Here is a 19885-nt window from a genome sequence, read left to right as displayed (position 1 = left end):
GACACTGTCATTGAACAAGGATGTCCCATGCGCGTTGCCCTGCTCCTCCCGTTCCTGCTCCTCACCGCCGGTTGTGCACACCAGAGCCGAATGACCGCGCCGATAGCGCCCGGCTGGATAACACCCGCGGAAGCCGTCCATGCAGCCAATGACGATCCGCAACGCGGCATCAGTGGCACCTTCGTGTTTACCGTCAAAAACGTCGACGTCACCGAGCATCGCCTCTACCTCAACAGCGAGCAGGACTACCGCCACCAGGTTGCATTGAACGTGTCCTTGGATGCGTCACAACGCGAGGCCCTGCAGGCGCAGCTGGGCATGCCGCTGGACCGGCTGGTCAACCGCCGCCTGCTGGTGCAGGGCACGGCACGCCGCACGACCATCGACTTCACCAACGAAGGCAAGCCAACCGGGAAGTACTACTTCCAGACCCAGGTCAAGGTGACGGATCCTCGCCAGGTGCGTTTCGCGCCCTGAGGGGATTTGCGGCCACCAGAGCGGGCATCAGCGCGACCTGCAAGCGATCAACGACATCGCTTAATGGTTCGATCGGCAGACTATTCTTCCGGAGAAACGCAAGCCACAACGATTGCCGGGATGCATCCTGTCCGAATTCGGAGGTCAGCCCTGCGGGTACAACAGTGGGAACTGCCAAGCCTCTGCGCTCAAAGGTGGCACTGATCGCCTCGGTCAGGAGGCGCATATCCAGCGCTTCGCGCTCGAACAATACCGACAGGTCGAAGTAGTCCTTGAGTCGGCTGTTGGTCATGCCCAGCAACGCGATGGCATGGAACTTCTCGGCAATGACGGTGTATGTGGGGTATGCCCGCAGGTTGGGGGCAGGAAGGTCCGCCAAAAGCACCGGATAGATGCACGTTTGAGGCGCCGGGGTCACTGCATCACCAAAGCCGACATCAATCTGCACCTTGCAGCGTGCCCCGGCCAGATCTCCCGCAATGAAGACACGCACGCCGCCGTAGCCAGCCTCTTTGCGAATTTCCTTCACCACCACCGAGGCAGGATCGAAGGAAATACCATCTTCGACAGCCTGTGCCGCAACTTCACGGAACAGCAGTGCTATCGACGTGACATCGCTGGCGCCGAACCCAAGCAGATCAATATCGCGCGTGGCGCGGTGCGGCATGTCATACCAAAGTGTGAAAAGTAGCGCACCTTTGAGAAGAAAACGCTCGCCATAAGGCGAGTTTGCCAGGCGATACAGGATGCGCTCCAAGGCGAATCTCACCAGGATCTGGTTGAAATCGACCTGTTGATCCCGTGCTACGTTCAGCAGTCGCGCACGAACAGAGGCGGCGACGTTCGTGCGCGGACTGCTCATCCCACGCTCTCGAGATAGGGGCGAATCACGTTGGCCACCCGGCAAATTTTTGCGAAGCGCCAGATGTCCTCGACGGATGCCTTCTCCCCTGCTCTGGCGTCCTTAAGTGCTTCCAATGCGACATCGAGCCCAATCTTGTTGCGGTACTTGAAGCAGTCGGCCACTGTCTTGGCTGCGCTGTATATACGCAGACGCGCACCGTCGCGCTCCACTTCCTCGATGCCACTCGCATACGCCTCGCCACTGAACTGCACCGTTTTCAGGGGCGGGTAGTCGATTCGCGGTGGATGGCTGCCACGTGGCAGTGCGATCCAGAGCTGGCGGGGGAGCTGCGTTGTGAGCTCGTGGAACTGCAGCGCCGTAAGCAGGCAGAACACCGCATTCGGCACTCTGGCGGCAACCGTCGCGAGGCTCGCATACTCCGACGTAAGCGCATTGGGCAGCCGATACATCCCCCTGCCTACCCGATCCAGCAGGCCTGAGGCCACCATACGGGTCAGCACGACCCGCGGCGTTTGAATGTCGTCCAGATCCGCCGCCCGCAGCAGCCCCTTCTGGCTCACCAGATCGAGTACGCGGTGATGGTGGGTCATACCGGTCATGAGGCAATGATGTTCCGTTTTCACATCATTTGCAAATATATGGAGTCACTATGGAACATCGACAGCGGATTTGCTGAATCTATCGTTGACCCTCCGAGCTCCGCACATTGCGCGAGGAATGACGAATCCTTTACACCTCGGCTCTTCACGCCCCCTAAGCTCGGGCGTCCTGCCGGGAGACCTCCATGCGCCTTCGCCCTGCCCTGTTTGCCGCTGGCCTGTTGCTGACGACACTCACCGCCCACGCGGTCGAGCCCGTGCGCTCAGTCCCGGCGCTCGACATGGGCCGCTACGCCGGCCAATGGCATGAAATCGCCCACCTGCCGGTCTCCTTCCAGAAGAAGTGCGTGGGCGACATCACCGCGACCTATGCGCTGCGGGCCGACGGCCGCATCAGCGTGCACAACGCCTGCCGCACCGGCGATGGCGAGCGTATCGCTGCGGAGGGCGTTGCGCGGCCCGTGGAAGGCGAGCCCGGCCAGCTGCAGGTGCGCTTCGTACCGGACTGGCTGGCCTGGGTGCCGCTGGTGTGGGCGGATTACTGGGTGATCGCGCTGGATCCCGAGTATCAATGGGCAGTGGTGGGCGACCCGGGCCACAAGTACCTGTGGATCCTGTCGCGCTCACCGAGCATGGACAAGGCGCTGTTCGCCAGCCTGAAGGCCAAGGCCGAGGCGATGGGGTATGACCTGGCACCGTTGAAGGTTATGGCGCCGCTGGATTGAGGAGGCGCAGGTAGAGGCACGCCCTGCGTGGCTGGCGGCGCCCATGATCCCTGAACAGAGCGCAGCCACGCAGGGCGTGGCTCTACGCCCCTGCCACCTGAATGGACGTCGCATTGTCATACGATGCGTACCGGTCTCGACACACCCTCACAACCACCATACGCCGTAGTATGCTTCCACCTACGCGGCACCCTGCTCGAGGATTGCGCCCATGTTCCACCGCCTCCGTACCGCCCTCACCGTTGCCCTGCTGGCCGGCACCGCTCTGGCCCTGACCGCCTGCGGGGAAGGCGTGGTCAAGCGCGTCTCGCCTCCGGCCGCCAGCGTGCAGCAGCTCACCGTAGGCGCCAATGGCACCTGGACCCTGGCCCTGCGCCTGCAGAACTTCAGCTCCATGCCCATGACCTTCGACAGCGTGGACCTGCAGATGCAGGTGGGCGACCAGGATGCCGGCAAGGTGACCGCGCGCCCGGCGGTGTCGATCGGCGGTGTGTCGGCCGATGTCATCAACGTCGAGCTGCAGCCGTCCTCGGCCGCGCGCATCGTGGTGGCCGACGCGCTGGCCGGCAACCGCACCCTGGGCTATTCGCTCAAGGGCACGGTGAGCGCCACCCCGCAGGAAAAGAAGCAGCGCAGCTTCGATATCGACAACCGCAGCACCCTCAATCAGGCCCCCGGCCTGCCCGGCGTGCTGCGCTGAAACGCGCACCCTCCGTACCCCTTTGCCTGATTCCCTGCATCTGATCGAGACCTGACGATGAGCAGCTACACCGCCCCGCTTTCCGATATCCGCTTCGCCCTGCACGACGTGCTGAAGGTCGAGCCCTTGTTCACCCGCCTCGGCTTTACCGACGCGACCGCGGACGTGGTCGATGCCGTGCTGGAAGAAGCCGGCCGTTTCAGCACCAGCGTGCTGGCACCGCTCAACAGCGTGGGCGACGAAATCGGCTGCGTGCTCGACCAGGCCAGCGGTGAGGTCACCACCCCGCCCGGCTTCAAGCAGGCGTACACGCAGTTTGTCGACGGCGGCTGGACCGGCCTGACCGCCGCCCCGGAACTGGGCGGCCAGGGGCTGCCGCACACGCTGGGCGTGCCGCTCAACGAAATGATCAACGCCGCCAACCTGGCGTGGGGCAACTTCCCGCTGCTTTCTCACGGCGCGATTGAAGCGCTCAAGCAGCATGGCGAAGCGTGGCAGCAGGATGCCTTCCTCAAGCCACTGATCGAAGGCCGCTGGACCGGCACCATGTGCCTGACCGAACCGCATTGCGGCACGGACCTGGGCCTGCTCAAGACCAAGGCCGAACCGAATGCCGATGGCAGCTACGCCATCACCGGCACCAAGATCTTCATCACCGCCGGCGAGCACGACCTCACCGATAACATCGTGCACCTGGTGCTGGCCAAGCTGCCCGACGCCCCGGCCGGTGCCAAGGGCATTTCGCTGTTCGTCACCCCGAAGTTCAAGGTCGACCGCGACGGCAACGTCGGCGAACGCAACGCGCTGCGCTGCGGTTCGATCGAACACAAGATGGGCATCAAGGGCTCGGTCACCTGCGTGATGAACTTCGACGGCGCCGAAGGCTACCTGGTGGGCCAGCCGCACAAGGGCCTGCAGGCGATGTTTACCATGATGAACACCGCGCGCCTGGGCGTGGGCCTGCAGGGCATCGGCCTGTCCGAGCGTGCCTACCAGAACGCCTTGAAGTACGCGCGGGAGCGTCTGCAGTCGCGCTCGCTGAGCGGCCCGAAAAACCCGGACAAGCCGGCCGACCCGATCCTGGTTCACCCGGACGTGCGCCGCATGCTGCTCTCGATCAAGTCGCTGGTGGAAGGCAGCCGCCTGCTCGCGCTGCACGCCGCGACGCTGATCGACGTGGCCCACCACGCCGAAGACCCGGCCGAGCGCGAGCGCGCCGAAACGCTGGTGAGCTTCCTCACCCCGATCTCGAAGGCCTGCCAGACCGAATGGGGTATCGAGAACACCTACAACGCGCTGCAGTGCTTCGGTGGCCACGGCTACATCCGTGAGCACGGCATGGAGCAGCTGGCCCGCGATGCGCGCATCACCACCCTGTACGAAGGCACCACCGGCATCCAGGCGCTGGACCTGATCGGCCGCAAGACCGCCGCCAGCAAGGGCGCGGGCCTGAAGCTGATGCTGGCCGAGATCGAGGCCTTCGCCAAGGCCAACGAGGGCAATGCGGCGCTGGCCGAGTTCATCGCCCCGCTGCGCGCCAAGGCCGATGAGTGGGGCGCACTGACCGTGGCCACCCTGCAGCGCGCGGCCGCCAACCCCGAAGAACTGGGCGCAGCCAGCCACGACTACCTGTTCTATTCGGGCTATGTGGTGCTGGCGTACTGGTGGGCACGCAGCGTGGGCGCCGCCGACGCATCGGCGCAGAGCGAGGCCTTCAAGCAGGCCAAGCGCGAGACTGCCCGCTTCTACTTCGCGCGCATGCTCCCGCGCACCCTCAGCCACGCCGCCGCGATCCAGGCCGGCGCCGACTCGCTGATGGCGATGGAAGACGCGCGCTTCGGCGAGTAACCGACCTGTAGTGCCGGCCGCTGGCCGGCTCCAGGCAAACCATCACCCTCCCGTGCCGGCCGCTGGCCGGCTCCAGGCAAACCATCACCCTCCCGTAGTGCCGGCCGCTGGCCGGCTCCTCATGAACCTGGCACCGCGAGGAGCCGGCCAGCGGCCGGCACTACAGCGCGTGAACCTGGCACCGCGAGGAGCCGGCCAGCGGCCGGCACTACAACGCGTGAACCTGGCACCGCGAGGAGCCGGCCAGCGGCCGGCACTACAGAGCGTGAACCTGGCACCGCGAGGAGCCGGCCAGCGGCCGGCACTACAGCCCTCGCGTTGTGGATGCGCGGGCAAATGGTCTGCGGGCGCGATCTCCCTATACACAATTCGTAACGATTCGGGTATAAGCTGTTTTGCCGATGGAGACAGACACTACACGCTTAGGTCTGATCGATACCGGAGCCTCGTCCGCCCCGGTCGACGAAGTGTCGCCCATCGCCACGCTGCACCGGCCCGGCAGCGTCCGGCTGCTGTCCCTGGATGCCCACGGGCGCGTCCTGGACTGGATCAACTGGCAGGACGCCGCCTGCCTCTACTCGCGCAATGCCGTTGCCTGGACCCTGGGCGACCCCTGCCTGCACATCCATGGCGGCACCAACCGGTTGACCGGCCTGCGCAGCGGCGTGGACCTGCACCCGATCATTGCCGCACGCGGCCACGCCCGCTCGCGCGCACTGGACCCCACCCCGAACCTGTCCAACCAGGCGCTGTTCGCGCGTGATGCCCACCTGTGCCTGTACTGCGGGCATCAGTTCAACCGCCCCCAGCTCACCCGCGACCACGTCATGCCGCTGTCCAAGGGCGGCCTGGACGTCTGGGAGAACGTGGTCAGTGCCTGCTTCCACTGCAATTCGCGCAAGAGCGACCGCACCCCGCAGCAGGCCGGCATGCCACTGCTGGCGGTGCCGTACCGGCCCAGCTGGATCGAACACATGATCCTGTCCAACCGCAACATCCTGGCCGACCAGATGGCATTCCTGAAGGCGCAGCTGCCCAAGCGTTCCAAGCTGGCCGCCTGAACTGCGTCAAACTGACGCAGCCTCCCTCACCGTTTACTCACTGCGGTGGCGGTTTGCTTGCCCCACCCCGGTTTGGGGGCGAAAATAGGCGCTTAAGAAGAAGCGCGATAAAAATGATCGATTCCGCACGCTATCCCCGCCTGTCGCGCATCCAGAATCCGGATGACCTGCGCAGGTTCGATGAATCCGAACTGCCCGCCATCGCAGACGAACTGCGTGCCTACCTGATTGAATCGGTCGGCAAGAGTGGCGGCCATTTCGGCGCCGGCCTGGGCGTGATCGAACTGACCGTCGCCCTGCACTACCTCTACCAGACGCCGGTGGACCAGCTGGTGTGGGACGTGGGCCACCAGACCTACCCGCACAAGATCCTCACCGGCCGCCGCGACGATATCCACACCGTCAAGCAGAAGGACGGCGTGGCCCCGTTCCCGAAGCGCGAAGAGAGCGAGTTCGATACGTTCGGCGTCGGCCACTCGTCGACCTCGATTTCCGCCGCGCTGGGCATGGCCATCGCGCGTTCGCGCGAAGGCGACGACCGCAAGGTTGTGGCGGTGATCGGCGACGGCGCGATGACGGCCGGCATGGCCTACGAGGCGCTCAACCATGCCGGTGGCATGGAGCAGGAGCCGAACCTGCTGGTGATCCTCAACGACAACAACATGTCGATCTCCGAAGCCGTCGGCGGCCTGACCAAGATGCTGGGCCGCGCCACCGGCAGCCGCACGCTCAACGCACTGCGCGAAGGCGGCAAGCGGATTCTCGGCGACAAGAAAAAGTCCCCCTCCGCACGCTTCGTCAAGCGGTGGGAAGAGCACTGGAAGGGCATGTTCGTGCCGTCCACGTTCTTCGAGGAAATGGGCTTCCATTACACCGGTCCGATCGACGGCCACGACGTGCCCGCGCTGGTCGCCACGCTGAAGACGCTCAAGGGCCTGAAGGGTCTGAAGCTGCTGCACGTGATGACCACCAAGGGCAAGGGCTACGAGCGCGCCGAGGGCGACCAGATCGGTTACCACGCGGTGGGTCCGTTCGACCCGGACAAGGGCCTGATCGCCAAGGGCGGCGCCAAGAAGCCGACCTACACCGATATCTTCAGCGACTGGCTGTGCGACGCCGCCGCGGCCGAACCGCGCCTGCTCGGCATCACCCCGGCCATGCGCGAAGGCTCCGGCCTGGTGCGCTTCAGCAAGGAATACCCGGAGCGTTACTTCGACGTGGCCATCGCCGAGCAGCATGCGGTCACGCTGGCCGCCGGCATGGCCACCCAGGGCGCCAAGCCGGTGGTGGCGATCTACTCCACGTTCCTGCAGCGCGCGTACGACCAGCTGGTGCACGACGTGGCGGTGCAGAAGCTGGACGTGCTGTTCGCGATCGACCGCGCCGGCGTGGTCGGCCCGGACGGTGCCACCCATGCCGGCAACCTGGACCTGAGCTTCCTGCGCTGCGTGCCGCACATGGTGGTGATGGCCCCGTCCGATGAGGCCGAGTGCCGCCAGATGCTCAGCACCGGCCTGCAGTACGAAGGCCCGGCCGCCGTGCGCTACCCGCGCGGCAGCGGCACTGGCGTGGCCGCCGGCACCGACCTGGCCACGCTGGAGATCGGCAAGGCCGAACTGCGCGTGCAGGGCAGCCGCATCGCCCTGCTGGCGTTCGGCAGCACCCTGCCCGCCGCGGAGGCCGTGGGCCGCGAACTGGGCCTCACCGTGGTCAACATGCGCTTCATCAAGCCGTTGGACCGCGCCCTGCTGCTGGAGCTGGCCAAGACCCACGAAGGCTTCGTCACCATCGAAGACAACGTGGTGGCCGGTGGTGCCGGTTCCGGCGTGGCCGAACTGCTCAACGCCGAAGACGTGCTGCGCCCGTTCCTGCATCTGGGCCTGCCGGACAGCTTCCAGCATCACGCCAGCCGCGAAGACCTGCTGGCCGAAGCCGGCATCGATGCGGCGGGCATACGTGCTGCGGTGTTGAAGCGCTGGCCGAAGCTGGGTAGTCAGGCATTGAGCGCGTAGCGCTCAATGCGGCCGGGCCACGCCCGGCCAGGCGTCGTAGAGCCACGCCCTGCGTGGCTGCGTTTCGCTCGGGCACCGCGAAGCCACGCAGGGCGTGGCTCTACCCTCGGGTTCGGGCACCGCGAAGCCACGCAGGGCGTGGCTCTACCGTCTGGTCGGTGCCGTGGTTACCGCACCTCGAACTGGCCACGGCAGCCGCCGTTGACCCATACGCCGTCGCGATCGAAGCCCCAGGTGCGGCCTTCAACGCAGGCGGTACGCGAGGTCTGGCGGACCAGCCGCGCGTCGCGGCGGATGCTCACGTTGCAGCGGCGCAGGCGCTGGTCGTTGGAATCGCAGCTGATTACCTGCCCGCCACCACCCCAGCCGCTGCCGTTGTTGCCGCCACCGTTGCCACCCCAACCACCACCACCGTGCGACGGACGGCGCCCTTCGGCAATGAACTCGGCGCGGCACCCCTTGGTCACCCACACCCCGTTGCGGGCCTGGCCCCAGGTATCGCCTTCAACGCACGGCGAACCGGAAATCTGCCGCACCAGCCGGGCGCGCCCCTGGATGGGGCACTGCTGGGTCCGGCCCTTGATGGATTCACAGCGCACCGGGCCATCGTTGTAACCGTCATCACGGTACCGCTCATACTGCTGCGCCTGGGCGGCCGCGCCCATCGCCAGCATCGCCGGCAACAAGGCCCATACCCACTTCTGCGTTCCGTTCGCCATCGCGTCGCTCCTCATGCCTGCCTCGAATCCCTATGTGAATGGGGACAGGATCGGGGAAGACGCACGCTTCGCCTATAGGCCGAAGGTCGCGGATTTCATGCGGGATTTATCTAGCCGACGGGCAGCTGACTGTACGGGTCAGCCGTAACGCACCGCGTCGACGAAGGCGTCCTGCACTTCCACGCGTACGGCGGCGGCGCTGCCGGTCTGCTCGTGGTGTGCCCGGGCCAGCGCGTCGGCCAGGTCGAACGCCGTCGCGCCGCACTCGAAGTCGGCGGCATCGGCATGGCCCGGCTGTACGACTCGCCAGCGGCGATCCTGGCACTGCACTTTGATCATCATGGCGTTCACGTCTCGTGCGGCGCCCTGCGGGCTGACGGCGCTTCATGCCCCGCTGCGCAACGGCAGCGCGGCGGGGTTCGGGTCGGAGGCGGATGCGCTCCTTGACCCGAACGATACGACCCGTCATAGCGCGGCACTATCGGATTAGTCTGATATTGGCACCAGACCTACGCCCCTATCCGGATTTACCCGATGGCGGTAATCGCGCCGCCGGGGACCTACCGGCCAAGCGCCCGGGCCGGTCTGATGCAACGGTGATGGACCCGCCAACGTCAGCCGCGCACAGGCTCGACGTGGTCCACCGGCAGCGTCATCACGAACCGCGCGCCGCCGCCGGCCGCTTCCTCGGCCACGATGCTGCCTGCATGGCGCAGCATGATCTCGCGCGCCAGGTACAGCCCCAGCCCGCTGCCGCTGCCGCTGGGGCGCAGCCGGTGGAACGGCTCGAAGATGGATTGCCGCGCCTGCTCGGGCACGCCGTCGCCTTCATCGCTCACCGACAGCAGACCACCGGGCTGCAGTTCCACCACCACCAGGCCACGGCCACCGCCATGCGCAATCGCGTTCTGCAGCAGGCCGCTGATCACCCGGTGCAGCGCATCGGGATCGCCGCGTACCCATACCGGTGCCTCCGGCGCCTCCACCGCGAACTCATACCCGGCATCGATGAGCAGCGGCGCGACATCGGCGGCCACTTCACGGATCAGGGCCGCCAGGTCGATGCGCTGGTGTTGGCTGCGGTGGTGGTCAAGCCGCTGCAGGTCCAGCAGCTGCTCGGCGATATTGCTCAACCGGCCCAGGTCGCGTTGCAGGCGCGACCGCACCTGCCCGGGCGGCAGGTCGGCAATGCGCGTGGCCAGAATGGCGATGGGCATGCGCAGCTCGTGCGCCGCACTCACCAGGAAGCGGTCCTGCGCGTCGTAGCTCTCGCCGATGCGGCGCACCGCCGCGTTGAACGCATCCACCAGCGGCACGATCTCGCGCGGCACCGCATGCGTATCCAGCCCGCGCCCGCGCTCGGTGATCTGGATCGACGCGGCCTGCGCAGCCACCCGGTTCACACCGCGCAGCGAACGGTGGATCGCCCACGGGGCCACCACCAGCGTGATCACGATCAGCGGCAGCGTGATCCAGCCGCCCAGGTAGCCGATCACCACCAGCACCTGCCGCCAGAAGCCCCGTTGCGGCAGCCCACCGACCATCACATGCAGCCGCCCTTCCTCGCGGTCGGACACCCACACCCGCATGGCCAGTTCCAGCCCACGGCTGCGCGTGCGCACGTCGGTGGGTTCCACATGCGCCAACTGCGCCACCAGCGGGCGGTACACGGCGGGCACCGTGCCGTGCACGAGCTGGTGGCCCTGCTCGTCGGCCGCAGCAAACCAGAACGTGGACGGGCGGTCAGGTGCCGCCGCATCCACCGCCGCCCAGTCCACCTCCAACGCCGAGCCCTGCACGCGGATCGCATCGGCCACCGCTTCACTGGTCTTCCAGTCCACGTAAGCGGTGCTGCGGTCGCCGTAGACCAGCGCGATCCCGGTGAGCGCGATCAACACCATGGCCACCTGGATCAGGCAGATCTTCCAGGCCAGGCTGAAGGACAGCGAGCCGGGTTTGAGAAACTTCATGCACTCTCCTTGAGCAGGTAACCGATCCCGCGCATCACGTGCACTTCCACCTGCGCATCGGCGTCGGCCAGCGCGCGGCGAAGTTTGGATACATGCGCGTCCAACGCATTGGACTGGATCTCATCGTCGAACCCATACACCGCCTCCTGCAGCGCGGCACGCGCCACGGTCCGGCCCTGTCGCAGCGCCAACGCTTCAAGCACCAGCAACTGGCGGCGCGGCAGTGCCAGCAGCGCCCCGTGCACGCTGGCCTGGCGCGCCACGAAGTCGAACTGCAGCCGCCCCAGTGCCAGCACCGGCAAGGTGATCTGCGCCGGTCGCCGTGAAATGGCGCGGATGCGCGCCAGCAGCTCTTCCACCGCGAACGGCTTGGTCAGGTAATCATCGGCACCCACGTCCAGGCCGACCACGCGGTCGGCCACCGAATCGCGCGCGGTGAGCATGATCACCGGCAGGTTGGGCACGTGGCTGCGCGCCACCCGCACGAAGTTGGCGCCGTCGCCGTCGGGCAGCTGGCGGTCCAGCAGCAGCACCTGGTGCACGCAGGATTTCAGCGCTTCGGCGGCCTGCGCCATGGACACCACCACGTCCACCACCATGCCATGGCGGCCCAGGCTGGCCTGGATCGCATTGGCCAGTTCCGGATCGTCTTCGAGCAGCAGGATGCGCATGGCGTGGGGGGCGGTGGGGGCAATGGGTGCCGATGGTACCGCGCTCTCCGGCGCAACGTTCCCACAATGTCCGGCCGGCACCATGGGGGTTTGATCGTCCCCAGGAGCACCACCACATGCAGATCGGTTCACGGAAGACAGCGGCAGCGGGCATCGCCCTGATAGGCCTGCTGGCCAGCGGCAGCCTGCTCGCCCAGGCCGCCCCGGGGGCCAAACCCCGCAGCAGCGTGGGCCTGGCCGTGGCCGCGCAGAAGTCACCCTACGCCGGCTATGACACCGATGTGTTGCCGGTGCCCGTGATCAACTACGAAGGCAGGAAGTTCCACTTCCGTGGCGGCAGCGTCGGCTACACGCTGTTCAACACCGACCGCACCGAAGTCTCGCTGCTGGCCTCGCCCTACTTCATGCGCTTCAAACACAAGGACACCGACGACGTGCAGCTGCGCCAGCTGTCCAACCGCAGCCTGTCGGCGATGGCCGGCGTGGCGGTACGGCATACCGCGCCATGGGGCGTGCTGCAGGGCAACGTGCAGGCCGAGGTCAGCGGCCACGGCGGTGGTCTGGCCGCCGATGCGAAATATGCGTACCCGATCCCGACCGGCCGGGTCACGCTGATTCCCGGCGTGGGCGCGAATTACGCCAGCAGCAGCCTCAACGATTATTACTTCGGCGTCAGCACCGAAGAAGCACAGCGCAGCGGTCTTGCACGCTACCGCGCCGGCAGCGGCGTGGCGCCGTACATGGACCTCACTGCCTTCATGCCGCTGGGCCCGCACTGGACCGCCACTGCCTCGCTGCGCCGCACCCTGCTTTCCGATGCGGTCAAGGACAGCCCGATGACCGTGGGCAACCACATGGATTCGGCAGCGCTCGCACTCACCTACGGGTTCTGAGCATGCGCCAGGGCATCGTACGACGCGTGGCCACGCTGGCGCTGCAGATCGAGCCGGACCGCACCCGCGTACTGCAGTGGATCCTGCATACGCCGTTGGCCGCACTGGGTGGCCAGACCACCTTCGAACTGGCCTGCAACGGCCAGGGCGAGCGGGTCGTCGCGCTGCTGCGCAACGTGCTCGCACAACCGGGCGCCACCACGCCGCAACTGCCGCACGCACACGCCGCGCCGTGAACCGCGCGGTGGGTCCTCCCCCGCCACCAGGAATCCGCATGAGCCGCCCCTTCCCCCTGCTCAGCACCACCGAACCGACCGATGCACCCGCGCTTGCCACAGCGCTGGTCGAGTTCGACCGCGCGGTCCAGGCGTTGGTGGACCAGGACCCGGACACCCATGGGCGCTTCTCGCGCGCCTATGTCACGGCGTTGTTCCGCGCCTGCCTGCAGCCGCACGATCCGGATGCCGGCGCGCCGCGCGGCCGGCCCGACCCGGAGATCGCACAGGCCCTCAAGCGCTGGATCCAGGCGCAGCTGCTGCGCTATCCCGGCGAAGGCGACGACCACCGGCTCACCGCCGCGCGCCGTGCCGCGCACGGGTTCTGGTTGCAGTCGATGGCCTGCCCCATCGATGACGATGGCCGCCCGCGTGCGGCACGCCTGCTGGACGGCCTGCTTGCGCTGACCCGTCCGGCCTGAAACGCCCTCACGGCGCGTTGCAGGCGCACCGCTAAGCTGCTGCCGTTTCCTGGCGGTGGATGCATCAATGCGTAGTTGGATGGGACTGTTGCTGGTAACGCTGGCCCTGCCCGCCTGGGCGCAGCAGGACGACGAAGCGCCGCCCGCCTTCGACCGCCCGGGCCTGGGCTTCTCGGCCGAATCACTGCCACGCGGCGGTGTCGCGCTGGAGCTTGGCCTGCCCGATTACGAACGTGACCGCGATGAAGAAGGCACGCTGAGCACGCAGTTCGGCAGCGACCTCCGCCTACGCGTCGGCCTGGGCGCGGACCTGGAGCTGCAGGTGTTCGGCAACCCCTGGAACCGCCTGCGCGAGGCGCCCCGCAACGCGCCCTCCACCACCACGCGCGGCGCGGGCGACACCGGCATCGCGCTGAAGTACGCCCTGCCCCTCGGCTCCGACCGCCACGCGCTGGCCGTGCTTGCCAGCAGCAGCTTCGACACCGGTTCGCGCGCGTTCGGCGAAGGCGGCACACAGTACGAACTGGGCGCCAGCTATGAGTACACCTTCAATGAACGCTGGACCGGCGCGCTGTATGCCAATGCCACCCGCGGCGCCGGCGAGGATGCATTCACCTGGTCGCCCAGCCTCAACCTGGCCATTACCGACACCGTGACCGGCTTCCTCGAAGCGGGATTCACCCATACCAACGGCGAGCCCTCCACGTCCGTCGCCGGTGCAGGCCTCACCTGGAGGGTGACGCCACGCACCCAGCTGGACGCCTCCGTCGATCTCGGCCTGGACCGCAACAGCCCGGATGTACAGGCCGGGCTGGGGGTGTCGTTCTACTTCGATTGAGCGGTGGGGAGCGAGCGGCGCGCTGGGGCGTCTGTAGATGCATCGATAAAATTGATGAACTTGCCGGAATCGTTGTGTAAGATTGTGTAGACATGCAGTTCCCGGCATGTGCTTCTACCCCGATGGACAGTCGCGAACTCTTGAGACGTTTGCTAGCCGCAGGCTTTGAGATTGTCTCCGTTCGCGGGAGCCACCATAAGCTGCGCCACGGAGAGAGGACTGTGATTCTTCCTCATCCAAAGAAGGACCTCCCATTGGGAACCGTCAACAGCGTTCTGCGGCAAGCCGGATGGAGAAAGTGATGCTTTACCCCGTGTACGTTCATCAGCAGGAGGACAGCGCATTTGGCGCCATCGTCCCGGACCTGCCCGGAGTACATTCCGCAGCAGACCAGCTTGAAGAGCTTCCGGCCATGATCCAGGAGGCAGTGGAACTGATGTATGACGGCGAGGAAAAAACGCCGCCCCCCGCCTCCGCAGTCACCGCGTACCTTGCGCAACCGCAGTATCAGGATGGGTTCTGGATGTTCGTCGATGTCGACCTCACCAAGGTCAACACGCGAGCGGTCCGCCTGAATATCAGCTTGCCCGAGCATCTTGTTGGCAAGATCGACAAAGCGGCGGCGGCACGGCGAATGTCACGCTCGGCGTTTCTTGCCATGGCTGCCGAGCATGAGTTGAGCATCAAGCCAAACGCCTGATCGGAATCCTCCGAACGCCAGCCAACTGCAACTCGTTTGGTTGAACGCTGTGCTCTGCCGCGCCACCGTGCTCGTCCCACCCTGTGGCAGCAAACGGCACGCGATGCGACTCCCCCCAACTGTTGAGCAGCAGCCCCCTGGCATGGACACAGATGAAGCCGATCCTGGCGGCGCGGAATCCGCCGCTGACGCCTTCGACGCCGTGCTGCGGCAGCTTCAGGTTGAGGCCGGCATGCCGTCAGGCGATGTCGATGAAGAGGCCCCCGAACGTGGCAGTGCGGCGTGTTCTGAAGGAGAAAAGGACGCCCGCCGCCCGTATCTGGACAACGGCTTCTGGATTCTGCCGGACGTGCGCCCGCCGGTGCAGCGAGGGCCGGCGGTGACCCGCAGACCCTTGCTCACGGCCGTGCCCATGGCGATGTCAACTGACCTTCTTGGCCACCGTCATGCCCAGCAGGAACAGGATGACGGCAATGATGATGCCCGCCCAGAACAGGAACTTGGCCACGCCGATGGCCGCGCCACCGATGCCGGCGAAGCCCAGGGCACCGGCAATGAGGCCGATGATGGCGAAAATGATGGCCCACTTGATCATGTTGTTCCTTTACCCGGATCGGGATGACTGACAAGCCTTCACGCTAGCGATCGCCGTGTCCCACGCTCGTGAATGGGTCGCACGCGGCGTGTGAAGGCGGCAGATTCGCCGTGAGCGCTAGCACGCTGTCTTCACACTGTCTGTAGGGCTTTTCCGACGAACGGTAAGGTCAATGCATTTGGGACAATCTACAAGCCACTGAATTTGCAGGCTTTTTAAACGTAAAGTCATCACATCGCTAAATGTGTGACCATTGCCGCAATTTCACAGCTTGGTCACAATGATGACGTCCCATCCAGCCATCGAACGTCATGCGCGCATTCGTCTCCAAGCAGCATCCCGCACTGCTCAAGGTCTATTTCGTAGCCTGTTATGTCGTGCTGATTGAAGAAGTGATCCGCGCCATTACCTGACGCGCGTCGGCCTGCGCGCTCAGCGCAGGACCGGAGCGTCGCCGTCGGTTGCCGTACCGGCGCCGCTTTCCGGCGCCTGCAGGGAGTGCAGCGCGCTATCCAGATCGCGCATGCGGAAGGGCTTCTGCAGCCCATAGCGATGCTGCAGCGGTTCGGGAATCACGCTGCGGTCGTAGCCGGTCAGGAACAGATACGGAATTCCCCGCGCCTCCAGCGCCTGCGCCACCGGGAAGGACATCGTGCCGCCCAGGTTGACGTCCAGCACAGCCAGGTCGATGACCTGCTGCTGCAGCGCGTCCAGCGCACCGTCCACGGTGCCCGCCAGCGCAACGACCTCGTAGCCCAGTTCCACCAGGCAGTCTTCGACCATCATCGCCACCAGCGATTCGTCTTCGACCAGCAGCACACGGGCGCTCATGCGTGCACCTGCTCGCCATCGGCGGCCGGCGGCATCGACACCCGATAGCGCAGCCCACCCGGCTCGAATGCCAGGTCCACCTCGCCGCCCAGGTCGTGCTTGAGCCCGCGTTCCAGCAGGCGTGCGCCGAAGCCCAGCTGCGCCGGTGCCTGCACCGGTGGGCCGCCCAGCTCCTGCCACACCAGCTCGATGCGTTGTTGCCCGTCCACTTCGCGCCGCTGCCACTGCACACATACGCGCCCTTCCGGCGCCGACAGCGCCCCGTGCTTGACCGCATTGGTGCCCAGTTCGTGCAGCGCCATGGACAACGCCACCGCGCGGCGCGGGTCCAGCCGGCACGCCTCGCCGTGCACGTCGAAGCGCTGGCCATCGCCTGTACCGTGCAGCGCTGCCACCGCGCCGACCAGTTCGGTGATGTCCGCGCTGTGCCAGTTTTCGCGGGTCAGCACGTCATGCGCGCTGGCCAGCGCCAGCAGGCGGTCTTCTATCTTGTCGCTGGCATCGTCCAACCCGGCCGCGCTGCGCAGGGTTTGCCGGGCAATGGACTGCACCATGGCCAGTGAATTCTTGACCCGGTGGTTGAGCTCGTTGACCATCAGCTGCAGGTGCTCTTCATGCCGCTTGCGATCGGTAACGTCACGGGTGCTGCCGGCAATGGCCTCCACCGCGCCGTCCGGCCCGATCACCGGCGTGAAGATGTAATCGTAGGTGCGCACGCCCTCGGTAGCGTGCGGGAACGGCACATCACCCCGTACCGGCAGGCGGGTGGCAATGACCCGCTCGATCTCCGCGTCGTGCATGGCCGCATGCCACGGCTCGTACCCCAGCTCCAGGCAGGTCTTGCCCATCGCCTGGTCCCAACGCAGGCCCCACATGTCCAGCAGCGCCTTGTTGGCATAGATGAAGCGGTGCTGCAGATCGAACACGTAGGTCAGATCCGGCGTCGCCTGCAGCAGGGCCTCATAGATGCGCCACTTCGCGGTGTTGTCTTCCTGCTCCAGCAGCACGGCTTGGACCCTGTTCACTTCGACGCAGCATAGGAGCGGCCGCGTGAAAATGGGATCACGTTTGCGGTTTGCGCCACCCCATCGCCCTGCGCATGCAGCACTGCGTAGTGACACGCCGCGCGTGTCAACCGCGCGAAGCGCGGCACAAGCGCCCGAAGCCACGCCAATGCCGCGCCGGGCACCCACCGACGCTTGGCCACGACCGAAGACATCGATCCGGGTTCATGAGCCCGGAACGAAGCGCAGACACGCATGGCGTGTCCCTACGGCCGCGCCAGCGCCCTCTCCATGGGCTGGTAGACCAGCCCCGCGTATTCCCCGACCGGCCCGGACACCCGGAACCCGTACCGCTCGTAGGACGGAACCGACCCCAACGAGGCCCGCACCGTGACAAGGTCGCCACGGGCGCAAGCGAGCAAGGCGCCCATCAGCACCCGCCCAATCCCCTGCCCCTGGCAATCAGGACGCACGAACAGGGTGGCCACGTGTTGCCCGCCCATCAGCTCGGCCACTCCCACCACGCGCCCAGCCAGCTCGAACACGAACATGTCATTTTCGTCCGACATGCGATTGGCGAACCCGTCAGCCGAGACAATGCCTGCAAACGTCTCCACGCCCAGCGGCGACAGCGACGGTGCAACGGCCGCCATGAAGGACGCCATGCATACCGCGCTGGCCTCCTCCAGATCTTCGGCGCGCAATCGTCTTGTCGTCATATGTTTATCTGCCCAGCTTGGTCGGAAATGGCGCTATAGACACTAGCTGATCCTGCGTTGCGAATCAGCGAATGGGCGCCACTGTTCCATCCGATGGCAATTGCGACATAGAAGTCAGATTCGCGGAAGCGAAGTGGTATCCGCGCTCACAGTTCGAACCATTGCGCGTTGACTGTCCTCGCACGCCAAGCGCAGCATCCCTGTGTCGCCGCACAATCGGCGACCGGGAATTGCAGCCCGAAGAATGAGGCGCACCAGCGCCCATCGACCGATGCACGGCGCTTTCCTTTTGCCGTGTATCGTCGATGGGCGGATACTTGCCATGTCTATGGCGGACGGTGCGCGGAGGCCGCAAGGCCTGCCGGTTTCTCATTTCCGGTCTGCAACCGCGTACCGTCCGCCACCTCGATTTGCAGCGGGGTTGCGGATTCCGAACACCAAATGAGGAATCCCACCATGTCATACGACACCTTGGCCGCACCTACCGACACTACCGTTGATTACGCGAACGACCTCGGCCTGCTGGCTGACGCCCTGGAATGGAACAGCGCCAACTGGGCCGCGCTTGTGACCTATCTCGAAGACCACCTCGATGCCACTGGGAAGACATTCGGCGCCATGACGCTGGACGAACTCCAATTGGCCATCTGGTCCACAGGCCCCAAGGGCCCTTACGTGTCCCACGTGAACTGCCTGATAGGCAAGGACGACGCGACAAAGCACGACCTGTTCCGCGTAGCCCGCAAGCTGCTACGCATCTACGACCTTCCGATGGTCCATCTGCTCAAGCTCTTTGAGGTACTTGAGCGCTGCCCCGGTACGGTCGAAGACCTGACGCTGAGGAATCTACTGGCACTGATCTCCATCGTAGACCTGGATGATGCTCCTTGCATGGCCCTACCGCTGTCGTGACCGACGGATAGCAGCGGACATACACGCCTGCCGGGCGGGGTTTATGTTGGCGCCGGCAGTGTCTCAGACGGCTAAAGCTGCGACGTAGGGATGTGTCGGCGACCAGACAGTTGCGCCGCTGACGCGCTATCCATGCGGCGCACAACGGATGGCTCAGAAGGATCAACCAGTTCCACGAAGCTATCGCCGGTGAGATTGTCCGGGAACACACACAGGCAGGTGCCAAGCGGGTTCTTTGTCGAGCGATATCTGATCGCTTCGAAGCCAGCCGCAAGCAACCATGCGCCGAAGTGCTGGCTGGGAGCAGGCAGGTCGAATTGCGTCGCCCATGTTCGCCAGTTTCGCACCTGAAGCGCGTCCATCAACTGTGCAGGTGTTCTTATCAGCGCGGTCTCTGGCGGTCCCAGCTTCAGTCTTTTGGACACTCTTTTCAGCTCTTGCGGGATGGAGAACTTCTTCAGCACCGCACAGAACGGACCAAGGCTAAGCAAATTACCAACATCGAAAACGCGATCTACATGCCCCCTCACCCGGTAGTGGGTGGTGCTCACCCCCAGGTTGAGGTCTTCGGGAGAGAGGCCAAGCTGCGCTGCGCCACCTTCGCATTGGTGCATCTCCCGGTATGCCGTCTCGAAGTTCTCTCCGATGTACAACGCGGGGAACGGCCGCACAAGGGATGTATCAAGCAGCGTACCAACGCTGAAGCGGCCACCATAGTTGAGCAGGCCGCCGGCACAGGAGAGTGGCTCAAGCGTCCACCGCGCCTCGACGATACGGGACCAGCGCTCGAAATCGACCGGCGGTGCTGCACATGAAAGAAGTGCAGCCTGCATTTCGGGCATGCGCCGCTGCCGCTCCGGCTCCAGGCTGTAGTGAAGTATCCGGTAATACTCATCCAGATCCGCCGACCGCTCCGCCCAGACGTCGAGGTCCTTTTCGGAGAACGTGTCCAGGACCAACAGCGACGGAGTGAGCCCGCCTGTCCGCCGGCGGGGTGGTAGCTGCTTCTTTGCTTTGATCAACCGGGACACGTCATCTTCCTGAGACCA

The 19885-nt window shown here is 65.6% G+C and carries 23 protein-coding genes; 12 read left to right on the top strand and 11 right to left on the bottom strand.

Translation table 11 applies throughout. The features are described from left to right. Positions 1 to 27: 27 nt before the first annotated feature. A complete protein-coding gene (locus RT456_RS07730) occupies positions 28 to 477 on the top strand; it encodes a hypothetical protein (protein WP_313344717.1) in 450 nt (149 codons plus the stop codon). Here RT456_RS07730 and RT456_RS07725 read toward each other — a convergent pair. After that, complete coding sequence (locus tag RT456_RS07725; protein WP_313344715.1) at positions 437 to 1339, bottom strand: nucleotidyl transferase AbiEii/AbiGii toxin family protein; 903 nt, start codon at positions 1337 to 1339, stop codon at positions 437 to 439. The two genes, RT456_RS07730 and RT456_RS07725, sit on opposite strands and share 41 nt — an antisense overlap. Continuing rightward, positions 1336 to 1941, bottom strand: a complete 606-nt coding sequence (locus tag RT456_RS07720) for a type IV toxin-antitoxin system AbiEi family antitoxin domain-containing protein (RefSeq protein ID WP_313344712.1) — start codon at positions 1939 to 1941, stop codon at positions 1336 to 1338. Before RT456_RS07720 ends, RT456_RS07725 begins: the two co-directional genes overlap by 4 nt. Positions 1942 to 2126: 185 nt before the next feature. On the opposite strand from RT456_RS07720, the gene RT456_RS07715 reads away from it, so the two are divergent. The 5 genes from RT456_RS07715 (at position 2127) to dxs (ending at position 8287) form a co-directional block, all read left to right on the top strand. Then, positions 2127 to 2666, top strand: a complete 540-nt coding sequence (locus RT456_RS07715) for a lipocalin family protein (protein ID WP_313344709.1) — start codon at positions 2127 to 2129, stop codon at positions 2664 to 2666. 211 nt (positions 2667 to 2877) lie between these two features. Then, entirely contained in the window at positions 2878 to 3366 is a 489-nt protein-coding gene (locus RT456_RS07710) for an LEA type 2 family protein (RefSeq protein ID WP_313344707.1), read from the top strand. A gap of 57 nt (positions 3367 to 3423) precedes the next feature. Next, a complete protein-coding gene (locus RT456_RS07705; protein WP_313344704.1) occupies positions 3424 to 5214 on the top strand; it encodes an acyl-CoA dehydrogenase C-terminal domain-containing protein in 1791 nt (596 codons plus the stop codon). Positions 5215 to 5615: 401 nt separating this feature from the next. Further along, positions 5616 to 6275 carry an HNH endonuclease gene (locus tag RT456_RS07700; protein WP_313344702.1) on the top strand — a complete coding sequence of 220 codons (660 nt, stop codon included), beginning with the start codon at positions 5616 to 5618 and terminating at the stop codon, positions 6273 to 6275. Between the two features lie 113 nt (positions 6276 to 6388). Further along, entirely contained in the window at positions 6389 to 8287 is a 1899-nt protein-coding gene (gene dxs / locus RT456_RS07695; RefSeq protein ID WP_313344700.1) for a 1-deoxy-D-xylulose-5-phosphate synthase, read from the top strand. A gap of 167 nt (positions 8288 to 8454) precedes the next feature. Here the strand turns inward: dxs and RT456_RS07690 are convergent, their stop codons facing one another. From RT456_RS07690 to RT456_RS07675, 4 genes are all read right to left on the bottom strand, one after another. Then, complete coding sequence (locus RT456_RS07690; RefSeq protein ID WP_313344697.1) at positions 8455 to 9006, bottom strand: DUF3011 domain-containing protein; 552 nt, start codon at positions 9004 to 9006, stop codon at positions 8455 to 8457. Positions 9007 to 9144: 138 nt separating this feature from the next. Further along, entirely contained in the window at positions 9145 to 9348 is a 204-nt protein-coding gene (locus RT456_RS07685; protein ID WP_313344695.1) for a hypothetical protein, read from the bottom strand. A gap of 272 nt (positions 9349 to 9620) precedes the next feature. Continuing rightward, positions 9621 to 10976 carry a HAMP domain-containing sensor histidine kinase gene (locus RT456_RS07680; RefSeq protein WP_313344692.1) on the bottom strand — a complete coding sequence of 452 codons (1356 nt, stop codon included), beginning with the start codon at positions 10974 to 10976 and terminating at the stop codon, positions 9621 to 9623. Then, entirely contained in the window at positions 10973 to 11647 is a 675-nt protein-coding gene (locus RT456_RS07675) for a response regulator transcription factor (RefSeq protein ID WP_313344690.1), read from the bottom strand. Before RT456_RS07675 ends, RT456_RS07680 begins: the two co-directional genes overlap by 4 nt. Before the next feature lie 116 nt (positions 11648 to 11763). Here RT456_RS07675 and RT456_RS07670 point away from each other — a divergent pair, with 116 nt between their 5' ends. From RT456_RS07670 to RT456_RS07650, 5 genes are all read left to right on the top strand, one after another. Then, positions 11764 to 12540, top strand: a complete 777-nt coding sequence (locus RT456_RS07670; RefSeq protein WP_313344687.1) for a MipA/OmpV family protein — start codon at positions 11764 to 11766, stop codon at positions 12538 to 12540. Positions 12541 to 12542: 2 nt separating this feature from the next. After that, positions 12543 to 12776, top strand: coding sequence for a hypothetical protein (locus RT456_RS07665; RefSeq protein ID WP_313344685.1), 234 nt, complete (start codon positions 12543 to 12545; stop codon positions 12774 to 12776). A gap of 38 nt (positions 12777 to 12814) precedes the next feature. Continuing rightward, entirely contained in the window at positions 12815 to 13237 is a 423-nt protein-coding gene (locus RT456_RS07660; RefSeq protein ID WP_313344682.1) for a hypothetical protein, read from the top strand. 79 nt (positions 13238 to 13316) lie between these two features. Further along, a complete protein-coding gene (locus RT456_RS07655; protein ID WP_313344679.1) occupies positions 13317 to 14075 on the top strand; it encodes a transporter in 759 nt (252 codons plus the stop codon). Between the two features lie 301 nt (positions 14076 to 14376). Further along, the gene (locus RT456_RS07650) at positions 14377 to 14775 is read left to right on the top strand and encodes a type II toxin-antitoxin system HicB family antitoxin (protein ID WP_313344676.1); all 399 of its coding nucleotides are present in this window, start codon (positions 14377 to 14379) and stop codon (positions 14773 to 14775) included. Positions 14776 to 15196: 421 nt separating this feature from the next. On the opposite strand, the gene RT456_RS07645 is transcribed toward RT456_RS07650, so the two are convergent. The 4 genes from RT456_RS07645 to RT456_RS07630 form a co-directional block, all read right to left on the bottom strand. Beyond that, positions 15197 to 15370, bottom strand: coding sequence for a DUF1328 domain-containing protein (locus RT456_RS07645; protein ID WP_313344673.1), 174 nt, complete (start codon positions 15368 to 15370; stop codon positions 15197 to 15199). A gap of 432 nt (positions 15371 to 15802) precedes the next feature. After that, positions 15803 to 16201, bottom strand: a complete 399-nt coding sequence (locus RT456_RS07640) for a response regulator (RefSeq protein ID WP_313344670.1) — start codon at positions 16199 to 16201, stop codon at positions 15803 to 15805. Beyond that, positions 16198 to 17205 (bottom strand): HWE histidine kinase domain-containing protein, encoded by a 1008-nt coding sequence (locus RT456_RS07635; RefSeq protein ID WP_313344900.1) that lies wholly within the window; start codon positions 17203 to 17205, stop codon positions 16198 to 16200. Before RT456_RS07635 ends, RT456_RS07640 begins: the two co-directional genes overlap by 4 nt. A 266-nt stretch (positions 17206 to 17471) precedes the next feature. After that, complete coding sequence (locus tag RT456_RS07630; protein ID WP_313344667.1) at positions 17472 to 17909, bottom strand: GNAT family N-acetyltransferase; 438 nt, start codon at positions 17907 to 17909, stop codon at positions 17472 to 17474. Between the two features lie 471 nt (positions 17910 to 18380). Between RT456_RS07630 and RT456_RS07625 the strand changes: the two genes are divergently transcribed. Then, positions 18381 to 18836 (top strand): hypothetical protein, encoded by a 456-nt coding sequence (locus RT456_RS07625; RefSeq protein WP_313344664.1) that lies wholly within the window; start codon positions 18381 to 18383, stop codon positions 18834 to 18836. Between the two features lie 71 nt (positions 18837 to 18907). Here the strand turns inward: RT456_RS07625 and RT456_RS07620 are convergent, their stop codons facing one another. Then, positions 18908 to 19867 (bottom strand): RES family NAD+ phosphorylase, encoded by a 960-nt coding sequence (locus RT456_RS07620; protein ID WP_313344661.1) that lies wholly within the window; start codon positions 19865 to 19867, stop codon positions 18908 to 18910. Positions 19868 to 19885: the final 18 nt, after the last annotated feature.

This window comes from Stenotrophomonas sp. (assembly GCF_032099025.1).
Taxonomy (GTDB): domain Bacteria; phylum Pseudomonadota; class Gammaproteobacteria; order Xanthomonadales; family Xanthomonadaceae; genus Stenotrophomonas.
The sequence above is the reverse complement of the archived record's forward strand: the minus strand, read 5'-3'. Positions and strand labels throughout refer to the sequence as shown.